Source organism: Thalassovita mediterranea (assembly GCA_019448215.1).
Classification (GTDB): domain Bacteria; phylum Pseudomonadota; class Alphaproteobacteria; order Caulobacterales; family Hyphomonadaceae; genus Henriciella.
The window spans coordinates 1,816,385-1,833,618 of the sequence record CP080408.1 but is presented as its reverse complement, the minus strand read 5'-3'; the positions used below and the strand labels follow the sequence as shown (position 1 = coordinate 1,833,618).

General features: G+C 60.8%; 17 protein-coding genes and 1 tRNA gene. 11 read left to right on the top strand and 7 right to left on the bottom strand.

The window, feature by feature from the left end; genetic code table 11:
- Positions 1-54: 54 nt before the first annotated feature.
- Positions 55-131, top strand: a tRNA-Arg gene (locus tag KUV46_09135).
- Positions 132-146: 15 nt separating this feature from the next.
- Here the strand turns inward: KUV46_09135 and KUV46_09130 are convergent.
- Both KUV46_09130 and KUV46_09125 read right to left on the bottom strand, forming a co-directional pair.
- The gene (locus tag KUV46_09130; protein ID QYI99519.1) at positions 147-419 is read right to left on the bottom strand and encodes a hypothetical protein; all 273 of its coding nucleotides are present in this window, start codon (positions 417-419) and stop codon (positions 147-149) included.
- Positions 420-571: 152 nt separating this feature from the next.
- The gene (locus KUV46_09125; GenBank protein ID QYI99518.1) at positions 572-1,060 is read right to left on the bottom strand and encodes a hypothetical protein; all 489 of its coding nucleotides are present in this window, start codon (positions 1,058-1,060) and stop codon (positions 572-574) included.
- Between the two features lie 124 nt (positions 1,061-1,184).
- On the opposite strand from KUV46_09125, the gene KUV46_09120 reads away from it, so the two are divergent.
- The 5 genes from KUV46_09120 to KUV46_09100 all read left to right on the top strand — a co-directional run bounded on the left by KUV46_09120 (position 1,185) and on the right by KUV46_09100 (position 6,163).
- Positions 1,185-1,868, top strand: coding sequence for a hypothetical protein (locus KUV46_09120; protein ID QYI99517.1), 684 nt, complete (start codon positions 1,185-1,187; stop codon positions 1,866-1,868).
- A 58-nt stretch (positions 1,869-1,926) separates the two neighbouring features.
- Positions 1,927-3,012: a hypothetical protein gene (locus KUV46_09115; GenBank protein ID QYI99516.1), complete on the top strand. Its 1,086-nt coding sequence runs from the start codon at positions 1,927-1,929 to the stop codon at positions 3,010-3,012.
- A gap of 95 nt (positions 3,013-3,107) precedes the next feature.
- Positions 3,108-4,289 (top strand): VWA domain-containing protein, encoded by a 1,182-nt coding sequence (locus KUV46_09110; protein QYI99515.1) that lies wholly within the window; start codon positions 3,108-3,110, stop codon positions 4,287-4,289.
- A 189-nt stretch (positions 4,290-4,478) separates the two neighbouring features.
- A complete protein-coding gene (locus KUV46_09105; protein ID QYI99514.1) occupies positions 4,479-5,381 on the top strand; it encodes an alpha/beta hydrolase in 903 nt (300 codons plus the stop codon).
- A gap of 5 nt (positions 5,382-5,386) precedes the next feature.
- A complete protein-coding gene (locus KUV46_09100; GenBank protein QYI99513.1) occupies positions 5,387-6,163 on the top strand; it encodes a crotonase/enoyl-CoA hydratase family protein in 777 nt (258 codons plus the stop codon).
- A 1-nt stretch (position 6,164) separates the two neighbouring features.
- Here the strand turns inward: KUV46_09100 and KUV46_09095 are convergent, their stop codons facing one another.
- Both KUV46_09095 and KUV46_09090 read right to left on the bottom strand, forming a co-directional pair.
- Positions 6,165-7,868: a DUF2207 domain-containing protein gene (locus tag KUV46_09095; protein QYI99512.1), complete on the bottom strand. Its 1,704-nt coding sequence runs from the start codon at positions 7,866-7,868 to the stop codon at positions 6,165-6,167.
- A complete protein-coding gene (locus tag KUV46_09090) occupies positions 7,865-8,431 on the bottom strand; it encodes a LemA family protein (GenBank protein ID QYI99511.1) in 567 nt (188 codons plus the stop codon). Before KUV46_09090 ends, KUV46_09095 begins: the two co-directional genes overlap by 4 nt.
- Positions 8,432-8,618: 187 nt before the next feature.
- Between KUV46_09090 and KUV46_09085 the strand changes: the two genes are divergently transcribed.
- Together KUV46_09085 and KUV46_09080 are read left to right on the top strand one after the other, a co-directional pair.
- The gene (locus KUV46_09085; GenBank protein QYI99510.1) at positions 8,619-10,640 is read left to right on the top strand and encodes a S9 family peptidase; all 2,022 of its coding nucleotides are present in this window, start codon (positions 8,619-8,621) and stop codon (positions 10,638-10,640) included.
- Between the two features lie 59 nt (positions 10,641-10,699).
- Positions 10,700-11,554 (top strand): DMT family transporter, encoded by an 855-nt coding sequence (locus KUV46_09080; protein QYI99509.1) that lies wholly within the window; start codon positions 10,700-10,702, stop codon positions 11,552-11,554.
- Here the strand turns inward: KUV46_09080 and KUV46_09075 are convergent, their stop codons facing one another.
- Positions 11,555-13,393 carry a PDZ domain-containing protein gene (locus tag KUV46_09075; protein QYI99508.1) on the bottom strand — a complete coding sequence of 613 codons (1,839 nt, stop codon included), beginning with the start codon at positions 13,391-13,393 and terminating at the stop codon, positions 11,555-11,557.
- A gap of 168 nt (positions 13,394-13,561) precedes the next feature.
- Between KUV46_09075 and KUV46_09070 the strand changes: the two genes are divergently transcribed.
- From KUV46_09070 to KUV46_09060, 3 genes are read left to right on the top strand one after another with little or no spacing between them, the layout of a single operon-like run.
- Positions 13,562-14,833, top strand: coding sequence for a TCR/Tet family MFS transporter (locus KUV46_09070; GenBank protein ID QYI99507.1), 1,272 nt, complete (start codon positions 13,562-13,564; stop codon positions 14,831-14,833).
- A 50-nt stretch (positions 14,834-14,883) separates the two neighbouring features.
- Complete coding sequence (locus KUV46_09065; protein ID QYI99506.1) at positions 14,884-15,414, top strand: HAD family hydrolase; 531 nt, start codon at positions 14,884-14,886, stop codon at positions 15,412-15,414.
- Positions 15,411-16,103, top strand: a complete 693-nt coding sequence (locus KUV46_09060; GenBank protein QYI99505.1) for an aspartate/glutamate racemase family protein — start codon at positions 15,411-15,413, stop codon at positions 16,101-16,103. Before KUV46_09065 ends, KUV46_09060 begins: the two co-directional genes overlap by 4 nt.
- Positions 16,104-16,206: 103 nt before the next feature.
- On the opposite strand, the gene KUV46_09055 is transcribed toward KUV46_09060, so the two are convergent.
- Both KUV46_09055 and KUV46_09050 read right to left on the bottom strand, forming a co-directional pair.
- Positions 16,207-16,644 carry an EVE domain-containing protein gene (locus KUV46_09055; GenBank protein ID QYI99504.1) on the bottom strand — a complete coding sequence of 146 codons (438 nt, stop codon included), beginning with the start codon at positions 16,642-16,644 and terminating at the stop codon, positions 16,207-16,209.
- A gap of 80 nt (positions 16,645-16,724) precedes the next feature.
- The gene (locus KUV46_09050; protein ID QYI99503.1) at positions 16,725-17,225 is read right to left on the bottom strand and encodes a DUF4188 domain-containing protein; all 501 of its coding nucleotides are present in this window, start codon (positions 17,223-17,225) and stop codon (positions 16,725-16,727) included.
- Positions 17,226-17,234: the final 9 nt, after the last annotated feature.

Sequence of the window (17,234 nt, the reverse complement as noted above, 5' to 3'; positions counted from 1 at the left end):
ATAAGCGCTTGCATCGTGCGCGCGGCGCCGCTATGTGTCCGCCCTCTCAACGGAGCACCCGTAGCTCAGCTGGATAGAGCACCAGACTACGAATCTGGGGGTCAGAGGTTCGAATCCTCTCGGGTGTGCCATTTCTTCCACGAAAATCAGCAGGCAAGGCCGGGCTTATTGCCCCGCAATGAGCGCCATTTGGTCAAGGCCTGCTCACGAAATTCCTCAAGACGGTCCCGGGTGGTTTCGTATTTCAGCTGATCAGAGTCTGTCGGCTGCTGATCTTCCCGGAAACTGGCCCAGGCTGCGTCGAGCGCCTCAATCTCATTTTCGATATCGTCGATGAAGTCATTCCAGTCTTGGCGGGACTCAAGACCACTGGGCAGTCCGGCGTGGCTGACGAACACACTACTCGGTTTAAATTTCATGGAGGAAGTTGCTTCGTTTCTCTGTTATTCGAATACAATCAAAGCGCTGAGGTGGATCTAGTTCCAAGCAATCACGTAAAATCAGGCATAGCTTTATCTTGGCTACACGTTTTCTATTGCAGGCTCAAGCAGACGATAAAATATTTAAAATTCTAGACTGTTTCGCCTGGCGTCACCTGACTGATGACATGACGGATAGTCATGAAAAGCCTGACGACCGTGGCGGTGAGTAGCGCGCATACCATGACTGTGAGCGCGAAGATCACCTCATACATCAGACGGTACCAGCCATCCGGCATCTGATCGAATTCTCCCACCGGCAGCACCAGCATGAGGAGCAGGATGACAGCCCCGACAAGACTGATGGTTGAGAGCCAGGCGACCTGCGAAATACTTCGATATACGTCATCATCGAAATCGGTCTTCGTCTGATTGGTCAGCCCGAGAAGCGTCAACATGAGGGCCAGCGTGGTGGCCGAGGCGCCCGCGATGGCAGAGCCAAGATAGAGGCCCGTCTGGGTCAGCGCCTGAATGAGATTTGTCGCTTCTGCCTCGCTGTAAACATTGCCGATGGCAAAGCGCGCGCCAATGCCGATAAGGATAACGAGCCCGGTCGTCAGGACCACCGCGAGATGCTTCATGTCAGGAATGCCTCCTCCAGCCTGTTGCCAGACCTAATGCGGCAGGCCTTGCTCGCGTTCCGACCGCACGGTGAAGCGGAAACCTCACGGCGGGCCTGCGCGTTTGATGAAAGTGACTCAATGCTTGCTGACACCTGACGACATCTGGCCGGACGGCCTGCCGGAGAGCGACCCGCTGATTTCGCAGCTGCGAGCGCGTGTCCACCGCGACGGCATCTGCGCCGAAGACTTCCGCCTGCTGGCCGAGCGCGGCGGCGAAGCGTTCCAGCTGGTCTTTGGCGAAAACGTGCTGGTGAAGATCGAGTTTGATGTCGCCAGCGTCGGTGAACATTCGCATCTGGTCCATGTGGCAGACGCTGGCAGGCGCCCCGAAATCATCACCGCCTACCCGGAAGATGGAGAGCTGCGCGTGCTCGGGCCGATGGGCTGGGGCGAAAGCCCGCACTCGCCCTTACGGCAGCCGCGCGGCACGCAGCGCGTCGGCATCATTGCCAGGGACTTTGGACATCAGCGCTGGCTGAAAGTCGCCGTGCTCGCCCGCGCGATCGATGAGGCGCGGCTGAACTACAACTTCCTGTTCCAGAATTCCAATTCAGTCGTGGCGACACTGGCGGATGCAGCCGAGACAGGATTTATCGACTTGCCGGGCGGCGGTCTGAATCTCGGCTCGGGCAACCTGCTCTATGATGAGCTGATGGGCGGCCGCCAGGCGCCCCGCTTTCTTGTGCGCGGCGGCACGTCCTATTCAGCGGGCACAGAAAGCCCTGTTCCCGATACGTGGCCGCAGTCAGCAAATACAGACGGTTAGCGGGAACGCCCCCTTCGCAAGTCCGTTGGTTTTACAATAGACAAGCAAGGAGAAGAACATGTCAGAACAGACATCCCTCGACACTTTCAGGCAAGCATTCGCCGGCTTTTCCGACAAGACGACAAGCGTTTACGTCCCGCGCCCTTCCGTGGAAGTTGGTGGCGAGAAATGGCGTATCCTGCGCAAGAATGTCATCGACGCCGTCGAAAAGCACGCGCCGGACGCGGCCTTCATTAAGGAGCGGCTTGAGAGCTTTGAGCTCGCCGACTTCCGCGCCAACGGCATTGCGCTTTTCGAGGACAAGGACAATCAGCGCATGGCGCATCTCAATGCGCGGCCGGTCGCCTCGATCACAACGGGCGAACATCCGTTCATCCTGCCGCTTCTCGCCGACTATCAGAGTCGCAAGACCCATTGGGTTCTGTTCGTGACGAAGAGTGAGCCGAAGCTCTATCTCTATCAGGGCGGCAATGTGAAAGACATGACCGACCGTCTCGACGCGCCGAAGTATCGCTCCGTCGAAGCACGCCGCCATGTGCAGGATGATGTGTTCTTCCATTCCGGCTCACGCGGTTCTGCCCGCAGCAGTGATGGCCGCTCTGTCTATCACGCCCTCGGCACCGGACAGGACGAAGAGCGCGACAAGACGGACCGCGCCTTCTATGAGGAAATTGCCAATGCGGCCGATGAGGCGCTGCCACCGCAGACCAAGACGCTGCACCTGATCGGCGACGAAGGCACTGTCGGGCATTTCGCCAAGGTGATGGAAGCCGGCCGGTTCGATATCGTCCAACATCACGCAGGCGGTACTGAAAATGTGGACCAGCACATCATCAAGGCCTTTGCCGAAGAGCCTGCCGTTGATGGCGAACTGCCGGAAGGCAAGAGCCTGCCGGACCTGCAGGATGCCGCGAAAGCCGGCCAGCTCGGCACGCTCTACCTGCCGCTTGAAAGCGCTATGCTCGAAGAGATGCACGATCAGGCCGATGAGCATGTGAAGTTCCGCGAGTTCGACCATGACAGCGCGGAAGCCGAGCAGAACCGCACCACCATGCTGGCGCTCGAAAATGGCGCCGACATCAGCTGGTATGCAGCGCATGATCATGACGCTGTTGCGGAAATCCGCGCCGATCTTCGCTGGTAATCGTCCGGCTATCTTCCAGTTGCGCCGCGTCAGCCCTTGGACAGAGGGCTGGCGCGCGCTAATGTGTTTAGAAGAGACTGGAGAGATAACCGCCCATGTTCCTCAACTTCTTCAATGAGCTTCGTTCCGCCAAGATCCCCGTCACGCTGAAGGAGTATCTTCTCCTGCTCGAGGCAATGGACAATGACGTGATCGAGATGGAGGTCGAGGACTTCTACTATCTCTCGCGCGCCGCGCTCGTGAAGGATGAGCGCAATCTCGACAAGTTCGACCGCGTCTTCTCCCACGTCTTCAAGGGCCTCGACACGATGCAGGACGCTGTCGACGTGCAGGACCTGCCTGAAGAGTGGCTGCGCAAGATGTCGGAGAAATTCCTCACCAAGGAGGAGATGGACGAGATCGAGGCCATGGGCGGCTTCGAAAAGCTCATGGAGACGCTCAAAGAGCGCCTCGAAGAGCAGAAGAAGCGCCATGAAGGCGGCAATAAGTGGATCGGTACGGGTGGCACGTCGCCATTCGGGGCCAATGGCTACAACCCGGAAGGTGTGCGCATTGGACAGGAAAAGTCCCGTCACCGCCGCGCCGTAAAGGTCTGGGACAAGCGCGAATTCAAGAATTACGACGACAGCGTCGAGATCGGCACGCGCAACATCAAGGTTGCGATGAAGCGCCTGCGCAAATGGGCGCGCGATGGTGCCAATGAAGAGCTCGACCTCGACAATACGATCCGCAAGACGGCCAAGCAGGGCTATCTCGACATCGAGATGCGCCCCGAAAAGCGCAACACGGTCTCAGTCCTGCTGCTGATGGATGTCGGCGGCTCCATGGACCCGCACGTCCGCGTGATGGAAGAGCTGTTCTCTGCGGCCCGCTCAGAGATCAAGAACCTCGAATACTACTACTTCCACAACTGCATCTATGAGGGCCTCTGGAAGGACAATCGCCGCCGGATGAATGAGCGCATCCCGACCTGGGACGTGCTCCATAAATATCCATCTGACTATAAGGTCATCGTCGTCGGCGACGCCACGATGAGCCCCTATGAGATCACCTATGCAGGCGGCTCGGTCGAGCACTGGAACGAGGAGGCCGGCGGCCTCTGGATCCAGCGTTTCGTGGAGCAGTTCCCGAACTTCGTCTGGCTCAACCCGGTCAAGGCCGGCGCATGGGACTATACCGGCTCCATCAAGCTGATTAACGAGCTGATCGGCCCCGGCCGCATGTTCGAGATGACCCTACAGGGCCTCGAAGACGCGATGAAGGAACTCAGCCGATAGGCACATTCCTACTGGTGTAAAACTAAACAGCCCGCGTGGTTCGACTTCACTCACCATGCGGGCTTTTTGTATCTTCTCAGAAGACCGCATGGTGAGCGGAGCCGGACCATCGGCGTGCGCAACGCCTTTACAGCCGCCGCGGCAACCCTTCTAAATCCCGGAAAACTAAAACAGTGAGGAGACGCGCCCATGCCACGTATCAAGGCCAATGGCATCGAGATCGAATACCGCGAGATCGGCAACCCGGATGATCCGATGCTGCTGCTTGTCTCAGGCTTTTCCACGCAGATGATTCCCTGGCCGGAGAGCTATCTTGAAGGGCTGGCCGCCGCAGGGCGCCGCGTCGTCATCTTCGATAATCGCGACATTGGCCTGTCGACCGAGTTCACCAATGAGATCCCCCCTGCCCCGGGCGACATCATAAAGGGGCTTTCCGAGGGCAAGGACATGTCCAAGGAGGTGCCTTACCTTCTCGACGACATGGCCGCCGATGCGGCCGCGCTGATCACGGCGCTGGGCGCGGACAAGGCCGACGTCATGGGCAATTCCATGGGCGGCATGATCGTGCAGCTGATCGCGCTCAATCACCCTGAGAAAGTGCGCACGCTCATCCCTGTGATGACAACGTCTGGCGAACCCTCCCTGCCGCGCTCAACCCCGGAGGCCCAGAAAGCCCTTACGGCCCAGCCGGAAATGCGCACCGCCGATGCGGTGGCCGAAATCTCTGTCGCATCACGCCGTGTCATCGGGTCGGCCGACGGTGTCCGCAACAGCGATGAGGAAACGGCAGAGAGCGCCCGCGCGAGCTTCAACCGCTCGGACCGGCCCATGGGTGTGGCCCGGCAGTATGCCGCCATCCTTGCCCAGCCGCGCTGGCATGAGCGCCTGTCCACGATCAGCGTGCCGACGCTTGTCCTGCACGGAGCCATCGACCCGCTCATCCTGCCAGCTTGCGGCGAGGACATCGCCAAGCGCGTGCCGGGCGCAAAGCTCGAAATCATCGACAAGTGGGGTCATGACATGCCCAACGCGATGGTCCAGCCGCTGCTGGAGAAGATCGTTCCTTTCCTGAAAGCGAACGAACCGGGCTGAAGGCAATGAGCGAGGCCGCACCTGTCCTGACGCAGACGGATGACAACATCCTCATCGTCACCATCAACCGGCCTGCGGCGCGCAACGCCGTAGACCGGGAGGCCGCGCAGGCGCTCTATGAAGCCTTCAAGGCGTTCGACGCGGATGACAGCCTGTCGGTTGCGATCCTGACAGGGGCGGAGGGAAACTTCTGCGCGGGTGCAGACCTCAAAGCCGTGTCCGAAGGACGCGGCAATATCACGAAGCTGGACGGCGACCTTGGCCCGATGGGGCCAACACGCCTTGCCCTCTCCAAACCCGTCATCGCCGCCGTCGAAGGCTATGCCGTCGCTGGCGGGCTGGAGCTCGCGCTCTGGTGCGACATGCGGGTCGCCAGTGAAACTGCGCGCTTTGGCGTATTCTGTCGCCGCTTTGGCGTGCCGCTGATTGATGGCGGCACCGTTCGGCTGCCACGGCTGATTGGTCAATCACGGGCGATGGACATGGTGCTGACGGGGCGCGAGGTCGGTGTCGGCGAAGCGCTCACCATCGGTCTCGCCAACCGCCACGCTGAAGCTGGCGGTGCACTCGATGCCGCACTGCAGCTTGCCCGCGAAATCGCGGCCTTCCCTCAGGCCTGCATGCGCGCAGATCGGGCCTCCCTGCTAAACCAGTGGAGCCTGAATAAAGAAACCGCCCTGCGCGAAGAGATCAAAGGCGGGATGGACGTGATACGTTCAGGCGAGACGCAAGCTGGCGCGGCGCGCTTCACGACAGGAACAGGCCGGCACGGCAAGTTCTAGCTTACCAGCCGCCACCGCCGCCGCCGCCGCCACCGCCGCCGGAGAAGCCTCCGCCCCCGGAGCCGGATGAGGATGAGCTTTGCGGCATGGAAGCCGCGACGGCCGCGGCGACGTTCGCCGTGACCGCCTTGTTCAGGCTGGCGACAGAGCCGCGCCCCATATGGGCTGCGCTCCAGCCGGGATTATAATCGGCTGCTTCCTGAGGCAGGACGGACTCAAAATGCTTGGTCCAGGGCTTTTCCACGCCGAGCGCGATGGCATAGGGCAGGAAGGTTTCGTACCGGTCCTTCGTCATCGGCGGCGGACGGTCGCCGCCAACTTCGGCCGCGTTAAGCTGCAGCTTCTCGGCCGTCTCCATGTAGAGCCTGAAGCCCTTGATCTTGGTGCGGACATCCTCGCCTTTCTGGGTGGCGGCAGGCATCAGATACATGAAAAGCCCGTTCATCGCCGCGATGACGATGACTAGGCCCGTCAGCCAGTTATTCCAGTTGGTGGCGTGAACGATGGCAAAGATGATGGCGACCGCAGACAGCGCAATCGCGACGAACGTATAGCTGAGATTCCAGCGAAAATAGTCGGAGCCGAATTTGTCTGACACCTTCTTGCGGAAGGCCTGATAGGCGGCGGTGAAGTCCTTGTCATAGCTCTTGCCGAGCGTGACAGGTTCGCTACCTGCGAAAAGCTTACGGTACAGCGTCCATTCCTCGGCAGGCAGGCGCGGCGCCGCAGAGGCCGGCTTGGGTGTAAGCACGGTGTTCTTCTTGTCCTCGGCATCGATGTCGAGCCTGCCCTTGATGCCGAGGTTCACCAGCGTCGAAATCAGCGCGTCATGATCGTTGAAGCCGCGATGATAGATATGGTGACAGGCGGCGGGTGAATATCCTGCAGGCGGCTCATAAAGCGCGAAGACAGGCCCGCGCGCCGGATCACGCCCGACGCGGTTCCAGGAGCGGTAAAGGAATATGAAAACCCCGATGAGCGAAGCGAGCAGGACAGCGAGTGAGCCATGCCGCTGCCACCAGAGCGCGCGCTTGTCGCCTGCAGATGGCGGATCGATGACGCCCTTTTCAATGCTGAGCGACACAGTGAGCCCTTCGCGCCGGGCCAGCGGCGCGGTCGTCTCGAACACATAGTCACTGCGCATGCGCTCGAACCGGTAGGCGCTGCCGTCACCACCCTGCGCGCCGGTATAGCCAGATTGCGCGACATAGCTGCCGCCTTCAGGAAGCGAGATGCGCGCGCTGGCTTCGCGGATCGGGAATTCCCAATAGCTGCCCGTGACGTTCCAGTAGAGCTCATCATAATCGTCGAAATAGCGAACCTGGTTTTTGACGCGGTAGCTGATCTCATAGACGTGTTCGCCCACGCTGAGGCGCCGGTCCGGGTCCCCGATGCGGATGCGATAGGCATTGCCCTCGGTCGACGTCTCGTAAGGCTCATCATCACCGCCGCGCTCGACCGACAGGATGTCATAATCGTAGCGGAGCCGGTCGCCATTGTTCTCAAAATAGCGTGGGAGTTCGCGGAAGATGCCGCGCTGGATCTGATCGCCCTCGGCTGTGATATTGATCGTTTCGGTGACGATGATGTCGCCATTCTGCTGGACATCGATGTCCACATCGAAACGGTTGATGACCTCTTCAGCGGCTGCCGGAAAAACCGCCGCGACGAGCAGGCAGAGGAGAGCGAGGACGCGGATCATCACGATTTGCCTCCGAAATCGACCTCCGGCAGGGCCCTGTCTGCGGTCTCGATCTCGAAATAGGCGGCCTGATGGAAACCGAACGGGCCTGCGATGAGACTACCGGGGAAGGTCTCGACCGCGGTGTTCAACTCACGCACGGCCCCATTGTAGAAGCGGCGGGCCATTTCGATCTTGTTTTCAGTGTCGGACAGGTCGTCCTGCAGATCCTTGAAATTGGCGCTGGCTTTCAGTTCGGGATAGCCCTCACCAAGCGCGATCAACTTTCCGATCGGACGAGAGAGCGCGCTCTCTGCGGCCCCGCGCGCGGCAGCATCATCGCCTGCGGCGCGGGCCTGATTGCGCTTTTCAACTACCTCTTCGAACAGCTGGCGCTCATGGCTGGCGTAGCCGCGAACAGTGGCGACGAGGGACGGGATCAGGTCAGCGCGGCGCTTGAGCTGGACGTCGATGTCAGCCCAGCCATTGTTCACCATCTGACGCTTGGCCACCAGATTGTTGTAGAGGATGATCGCGGTCACAACGAGCAGGACCAGAACGCCGATCAGGACGAAAAGCGCAGCCATGATGGCTCCTCTTCTTGCAAAACCTGAGGCGACTATCAGGCATCCCGGCCTCTCTGTTAAGGCCTTTATTGGCCTCCCGCGCCCGCGATTGATGCAGGCATGCGCATCTCCGGCATACAGCTTCCCTCTCGGTTGACAGCGCCGCATGGCAGGCGCACCCAAAGTGCAGTCGACCGGAGGAATGGACATGAAAAACGCGCTGATCGCCCTTCTTGGCTCAACCATGCTGGCTGCCCCCGCTTTTGCGCAGGACGCCGAGGCGGGATCAGAAAGCCCGGCTTCGGAAGCCTCCTATGGGGGCCAGTCTGGCCCGGACATGTCCCTCGAGGCGATGACGCCTGAGGATGAATCGGTGAATGTCGGCCTGTCAGGACAGGACCCGGCCAATATTGCGCGCTATCTGCTCGCCAGCGGCGCGGGCAGCGTGTCGATTTCTCCGGATGGCGAAATGCTCGCCTTTCGCTGGGACGTGACGGGCGAGCCGCAGCTCTGGAGCCTGCCTGTCAGCGGCGGACAGCCACAGCAGCTGACCTTCGGCAATGGCATCACTTTCTTCTCGTGGTCGCCGGACAGCGAAACGCTGATCTATGGCGCCGACAATGATGGCAATGAGCAGGAGTCCTACTACCGCATCGCTGCAGACGGCTCGTCCGAAGCGCTGGTTCTGGCGGCTGTCGAAGGTGGCTTCCGCTCCTTTGGTGATTTCGGCGCCGACGGCGAGACAATCGCTTTCGCCTCAACCGAGCGCAATAGGCAGGACTTCGACATCTATACGGCGAACCTCTCGACCGGAGAGACGACGCGCCTCTATGAAGGCACGTTCGGCTTTTTCGCGCATGACATCTCTCCCGATGGCACAAAGCTGATCGTCAGCGAAACGGTGGGCGAGGATTCCGACAATCTCTACCTGCTCGACATTGAAAGCCGTGAGATCACGACGCTCGCGAAACCTAATCCGCGCGCCAATCATACGAATGGCGGTTTCGCCTGGCTGCCGGACTCGTCGGGCTCGTCGGGCTTCTATTTCGCATCCAATGAGGACCGGGAGTTTTCAGCCATCACCCGCTATGACGTCGCGTCGGGCGAGATGAGCGTAGTGAAGGAGGCCGACTATGATCTTGGCGGGATCGAACTTTGCGGCGAAGCCGGGGCCTACATGGTCTACACCGAAAACGTCGATGGTTTCGATACGCTGCACATTGACCGGGATGGCGAAGACGCCGGCCTCGACACCAGCTTCCTGCCAGAAGGCCAGTACCAGACGAGCTGTACGTTGACGGGGACCAAGCTCTTGATCCACGTCAACGGCTGGCGCACGCCGGGCGATGTCTATGTGATGGACCTTGAAACCGGTGACCATACCCAGGTCTTCGCCTCCAATTATGCAGGCCTCGACCCGGACCGCCTTATCCGCCCCGAAAGCGTGCGCATGATGGCGCGTGACGGGGTAGAGCTTCAGGGTCTCCTCTATCTGCCGGACGAAACCTCCCGCACTGAGGATGGGCCACCGCCGGTGATCTTCTTCGTGCATGGCGGGCCGACCGGCCAGTCGGTCGCAAGCTTTGACCCGGTCGTGCAATATCATCTCGACCGCGGCCTTGCCGTCTTTGAACCCAACGTGCGCGGCTCCACCGGTTTCGGGCGGACTTATGTCACGCTGGATGACCAGAAGAAGCGCCGCGACAGCGTGCGCGACCTGATCGACATGCTGGCCGCGCTGGAAGAAGACGGCCGCGTCGATACGAGCCGTGCGGCTGTCGTAGGTGGCTCCTATGGCGGCTATATGGTGAACGCTGTTCTGGCGCTTTATCCCGATGCTTTCGACGCGGGCGCGTCGCTGTTCGGCGTCGGCAACTGGGTGACCGCGCTTCAGGTCGCCTCGCCCGGCCTCAAGGCGTCCGACCGGATCGAGTATGGCGATATCCGCGAGCAGGAATGGGTCGACTATTACACCGAGAACTCGCCCGTCACCCTCGCTGACCAGATCAAGGTGCCGGTCCTCTATTCGCACGGCGTTCAGGACCCGCGCATCGACATCTACGAGACAGAGATCATGGTGAAAACGCTGCGCGAGAATGGGATAGAGACGCCCTATGTCCGCATCCCGGATGAGGGCCATGGCTGGCGCAAGCTGAAGAACCAGCTCTTCTATTTCCGCCGCCAGGCTGAATTCCTCGAAGAACAACTGATGGGGGATCACGCCGAATAGAGGCCTTCCTTGCTGAACGCTCTGGTCACGCGTCCCGGTTTCAGGCATCGGGGCGCGTGATGGCCTTTCCGCTCCGCCTCTTTCTTGTGACGGCACTCGCCATGACGGCGTTTGCCGCGAACTCCGTGCTGGCGCGCCTTGCCATGGCGACCGGCGAGGCAGGCCCGTGGAGTTTTACGCTGATCCGCCTTCTCTCAGGCGCGGTCGTACTGGCGCTGATCGTCTCGCCCAAGCGCGCGATAGGGTCTGGCAGCTGGGCATCAGGGGCCGCACTCCTTCTTTATGCAGCGGCGTTCTCGCTCGCCTATCTTACCCTTGCGACGGGGACGGGCGCGCTCATCCTCTTTGCCATCGTCCAGATCACCATGATCGGCTGGGGCATCCTGCAAGGCGAACGGCTGGCGGCCGCGCGGTGGGCAGGACTGGCGCTGGCACTTGGGGGGCTTGTCTGGCTGCTCCTGCCCGGCCTTGAGGCCCCGCCCCTGATCGGCGCGCTGCTCATGGGCGCGGCAGGTATTGGCTGGGGCATCTACTCGTTACGCGGCCGCGGTGCGAGCCAACCGACCGTCATGACGGCCGGAAATTTCGCACGCGCTTGCGTGCTGGCCATTGTGATTGCAGGACCTGCACTGCTTCTCAGCGGCGAAGCCTTCCCAAGCATCGAAGGCGTCGTTTACGCCCTCGCATCTGGCGCAATCACATCGGCGCTTGGCTACGCAATCTGGTACGCCGCGCTGCGCGATCTTAGCGCCAGCCTTGCTGCGATCGCGCAACTGACCGTACCTGCCATCGCCGCCCTAGGCGGCATGGTCTTCCTGAGCGAGCCGCTGACCTTGCGCTTTGTGATCGCCACCGGCCTCATCCTTGGCGGCGTCGCGCTTGCGAGCTTTGCCCGCCGCAGATCACCGAACTGATCAGCCTGCGTCCTCGGTCTCTTCGACGCCCAGCCAGTCTTCGCGGAAGCGTTTCTCTGCTGCCGACAGCTCGTCGTCACCAGCTTCCTTGCGGGTGACCTTGAGCGCGGGGTCTTCAACGAGGGTGACCGAGACATTGCCCTCACCGCTGCGCGAAACATAAGCGACCTCGACAGTGTCGCCCGGCTCAAGGCGTGAGAGCGCCGTGTCCACGTCGCCAGTCGAGTTGATGTCGAAACGACCGATCCGGACGATTTCATCGCCGCGATCCAGCCCGGCCTCATAGAGCGGCGTGCCGCGCACCGTGTTGGACGCAATCTTCACGACGGGGCCATCGCCCTCAAAGCTACCGCCGATCCAGGCCTTGTCCGGATTGGCAGGCCCAAGCTCAAGCCCCGCCTGCGCAAGGAGCGGGCCATAGTCCGGCAACGCGCCTGTTTCGATATAGTTCGCGAAGAAGCCTTCCGCGAAGGCCTCATCACCCGTCACCTCGGCCAGCGTGACCTTCAGGTCTTCATGCGTGTAGGGCGTCTCGGTCTTTCCGAATTTCTGCCAGAGGCGGCGCATATAATCATCGAGCGAAATGCCCTCAAACTTGCCACGAAGTTCAAGGTCCAGCGCAAGGCCGATCATGGCCCCATAGGGATAGTAGGACACGAACGTGTTTGCGTTGTTGTCGGGGTCGATCGCGGTCGCTGCATCGACGAAAGGCGCACGCAGGCTCATCGCCATGGGCGAGCGTAGCTCGCGCCCAGCGCCGTTCACGACGTAGCTGAGGTTCCGGCTCAGCGTTTTGAGATACCCATCGACATCTTCTTCGCCTGCCCGCCGGATCATCAGCGGGGCATAATAGGTGGTGAAGCCTTCCGCGAACCAGAGCGTGGTTGTGGGATTAGCCTTCGTGAAGTCGAAGGGCTCCAGCTCTGCCGGACGCAGGCGTTCGACATTCCAGGCATGGATGAACTCATGCGAAAGCGTGCTCAGCTGGCCGAACTCGTCCTCATAGAGGCCCTTGGTGTTGCTGATGACGGTAGAATTGCGATGCTCCATCCCGTCGCCGCTAACATGGGGCAGATAGTCGGCGATGAAAGTGTAGGTGCCATAGTCAAAACGCGGCGCCTCTCCGAAGAGCTTGATCTGCTCATCGACGACATTCTTCGCCATCTCGGCATAGGTATCAGCGTCTTCTGGCGTGCCGTCATGGTGGATGGCGAGCCGGATTGTCTGGGCAGTATCGCCCTCCCCGATCGTCCATTCGCGGAGATCAAAATCGGACAGTTCGGTCGGGCTATCCATGAGGTATTGAAAGTCCGGCGCAGTGAACGCCATCGCGGCATCTGTGGGAACGAGCTGCGTTGCCGCTTTCCAGTCCGGGGACGCAGGCTCAAAACTGATCTCGACGGGCCGGTTTTCCATACCCTCCGCCCAGAGCAGCGTAGCGGGCATGTTGAGATGCGCATGGGTGAGATCAATCTGCGAATAGGTGCCGTCGGCGCGGTCGGCATAGAGGGTGTAGGTCACCGTCGCCTCGCCGCCATGGCCTTCGATTGTCCATGAATAGGGATCGTCCTGCGATACAGCCAGCGCCTGCCCGTCCGCATCGACCGCGCTCAGGCCGTAAACATTCTTGGCAAACTCATGCAGCGCATACCGCCCCGACGAAGCACGCGACATGCGCACAGTGAGCGGCCCGTCGCCGATCTCACGGAAGGTGACAGCGATTTCCGCCTCATGGTGCACGGCATTCGGGAAGGACACGTCATAGGAAACCGCCGCGTCCTGCGCCCACGCGCCTGCAGAAAGCAGAAGGGCTGCACTCCCCAATAGTATTGCGCGCATGGTCCAGCTCCTTCTGCCTGTCTTCCCTCGCATATAAGCGGTTCGCCGGGCTGGCGACTAGGTGAAGTGCTGTCTCAACGCAGCTGAGCTGACGCCGCGGCGCTTCAATCCCGGGCATTCATCATCAATGATTGACGCCCGCGCCGTTCCCGGCCATTGCCTTGCGCCATGAGTGAGGCCCCCGCCACCCGCAAGCATGGGAAGAATGCCTTCCTGTTCGTGATCGTCTGTGTGGCGATGGACATGATGGGCTTTGGCATCATCATCCCCGTCATGCCTTCCCTGCTCGAAGAGCTGACGGGTAACCCGGCTTCAGAAACCATCGTTATCGGCGGCTACCTGATGGCGACCTATGGCATCCTCAACTTCGTTGCCATGCCCACAATCGGCAATCTGTCGGACCGGTATGGCAGGCGGCCCGTCATGCTGGTTTCCATCGCCACGCTGGGCATGGATTTCATCATCATGGGGCTCGCCGACTCGGTCTGGCTTCTCTTTATCGGCCGCGCGCTGACCGGCATCTCATCGGCCACCTTCTCGACCGCGAACGCCTACATTGCCGACGTCACAGAGCCTGAAGAACGCGGCAAGGCGTTCGGCATGATCGGCGCAGCTTTCGGCATTGGCTTCATCCTTGGCCCGGCAATAGGCGGGCTTCTGGGGTCGATCGATACACGCCTTCCCTTCTTCGGCGCGGCTGCGCTCTCCATCGCCAATTTCCTGTATGGCTATTTCGTCCTGCCGGAATCGCTGGCCAAAGAGGACCGCCGCCCTTTCAATGTGAAGCGCGCCAACCCGTTCGGGGCCGTCAAACACTTCTCAAAGATCCCGAAGGTTGGCTGGTTCATCGTCGCCTTTGGTATCTTCCAGTTCGCCCACAGCGTCTTCCCGTCGACCTGGAACTTCTATTCCGACATCCGCTATGACTGGTCCGAAACGCAGATCGGTCTCTCGCTCGCGGCGGTCGGTCTTGGGTCTGCCGTCACGCAGGTCCTGCTGATCGGGCCGGCCATCAAGCGGTTTGGCCCGGTGCGCACCGCCCTTGGCGGCATCGGCATCATGGTGCTCGCGCTCGGGCTTTTTGCAGGTGCGGTACAGGGCTGGATGATCTATGCAATCATTCCGCTCAGCGCGCTTGGCGGCGTGTTCGGCCCGTCCATCAACCAGATCATGTCCGGCCTGACACCGCGTAACGCGCAGGGTGAGCTTCAGGGCGCGACAGCCAGCCTCAACGCATTCTCCATCATCTTCGCCCCGCTTCTGATGACGCAGACGCTGCACGCTTTCTCGGCGCCCGATGCGCCGGTCTACTTCCCCGGTGCGGCCTTCCTCCTTGCGTCAATCCTGACGGCGCTCTGCCTCATCCCATTCATGCTCGGTGTGCGCGCGAACCGGCGGGCCGTGTCAGAGCTTGGACAGGACGAAGGCGCCAGCAGCTGAATGCAGCACCCTGATCTGGTGCCGCCGCTGCGCTTGGCGTAGGAAACCTTATGGCCGAACGACGCCCCGCCCTTTTTCTCGACCGCGACGGCGTCCTCAATGTCGACCGCGGCTATGTCAGCCGCATCGAGGACTTCGAGTGGATCGAGGGCGCCAAGACCTGCATCGCCAACTTCAACAGACGCGGCTGGTATGTCTTCGTTGTCACCAACCAGTCAGGCATCGCGCGCGGCTATTACACAGAGGCCGATATGCAGGCGCTGCACGACCATATGACCAAAGAGCTGAAAGAGGCCGGCGCCCATATCGACCGCTTCTATCACGCCCCCTGGCATGAAGACGGAGAGATTGCGCGCTACCGCAAGTCGAGCATCGATCGCAAACCGGGGCCAGGCATGCTGCTGCAGGCCATGGCGGACTTCAACGTCAACCGCGAACAGAGCTTCCTGATCGGCGACAAGGAAACCGATCTCGATGCGGCCCGCGCAGCAGGCGTCGGCGCCTTCCTGTTCAGGGGTGGCAATCTTGGCGTTTTCGCCGAATGGGCGCTCGCCAGCTTTGAAGACGGCGTGCGCGGATGAAGCGGATCGGCATCCTCGGCGGGATGAGCCCGGAAAGCACGATCATCTATTACCGCGCGCTGAACGCCGGCGCACGCGAGCGGTTAAGCGCCCTTGCGACGGCAGACTGCGTCATCGCCTCCATGAATTTCGGTGAGATTCAGGCCATGCAGAAGGCAGGCGACTGGGCTGGGGCCGGTGAACACCTTGTACGAGCTGCGAAGGGGCTTGAGGCCGCTGGCGTCGACCTCGTCCTGCTTGCGACCAACACGATGCATCGCTGCGCCGACACCATAGAAAGCGCGCTTGGCGTGCCCTTCCTCCACATCGCTGATGCGACGGCCATCAGGCTGAAATCAGATGGCCGCGCACGTCCGCTTCTGCTTGGGACCGCCTACACGATGGAGCAGGACTTCTACAAAGGACGGCTCGCAGACCAGCACGGCCTTGGTGTGATTGTGCCGGGTGAGGCCGACCGCGCGCGCATTCACGCCATCATCTTCGACGAGCTGGTGAATGGCATCACGCGCGAAGAAAGCTTGGACGCCTTCGTTGATATCGTTCGCAAATATGCGAAAGCCGGCGCCGACAGCGTCATCCTCGGCTGCACCGAGATTGGCATGCTGCTCGACGCCGGCAATTCGCCTCTGCCCGTCTATGACACCGCGCTCATCCATTGCGAGGTCGCACTGGAAATGGCCTTGGCCTAGCGCTTGCGGGGGCAGAAAGGACCAAACGCCAGCGTCGCGATTTCCTCCCCCGTTGACGGGGGAGGTGCCGGCAGGCGGAGGGGGCAAGCCGAAGCAAAGGAACCTAGAGCGGCTTCAGCGTCTTTCCGTTAAGCCCGCCCATGCGGCAAACTTCCATCCACTCATCATCCTTCACAGGCTGGACCGAGAGACGGAAGCTCGTGACGAGCGCCATGTCCTCAAGTTTCTCGTTCGCTTTCACATCCTTGAGGGTCACGGATTTCGGCATATCGCAGACCGCCCGCAGATCGACGCAATCCCAGCGATCGTCATCGGTTGTTTTGTCCTGCGCGCTCTCTGCCGAGACCTCGACAATGCCGACAACTTCGAGGCCCTTATTGGAGTGGTAGAAGAAGCCTTTGTCGCCCACCTTCATGTCGCGCATGAAATTGCGCGCCTGGTAGTTGCGAATACCGGTCCACTGCGTGCCCTCTTCGCCAGCTTCTTTCTGGTCGTCCCAGCTCCATTTGAACGGCTCGGACTTGAACAGCCAATATGCCATCGCTGTCTCCTCTCCATGACTTCGTGAGCTGACATAAGACGGTTCGCCGTCATTGCGACAGGGACAAGCAGAGGCTTGGCTCACACGATGTCAGTGGTGTCTGTCCCATCGCTTTGCCTGAGACGTCCGCGCGCCGATCGGCGTCGGCCATCGGCTGGGGCCAGCGTACCTGCCTGCCCGAGGCCTGTCGCGGGCATGGCATTGTAAACGGCTTCATACGCACCGGATTTAACAAGGTAGGTCTCATGCCAGATCCCGACATCACCACTTGAGCCAGCCGTTCGATTGAAGGCCTTCCAGGCCGGCAGATGGGCGAGTGTGCGGTTGGTCGCATACGCTTCCAGATGCTCAAAACTGCGCCAGTACTGAATGACCATCGTGCCTGGAAATCCGAACACTGTTCGAGCATGCAAAAGCCCAAGCTCGGGATGCTTTTCAAGTTCAGCCAGCATGCGCGGCATGGCCATGAATGGCGGCCACCATTTCCAGACTTTCCAAGCCTTGTTGACCCGCATCCCGATCAGGAAAACAACAAAGTCTCCTTCGAGCTCTGCTGTCATCCGCTGATCGATACGCGCCACTTTTGTTCA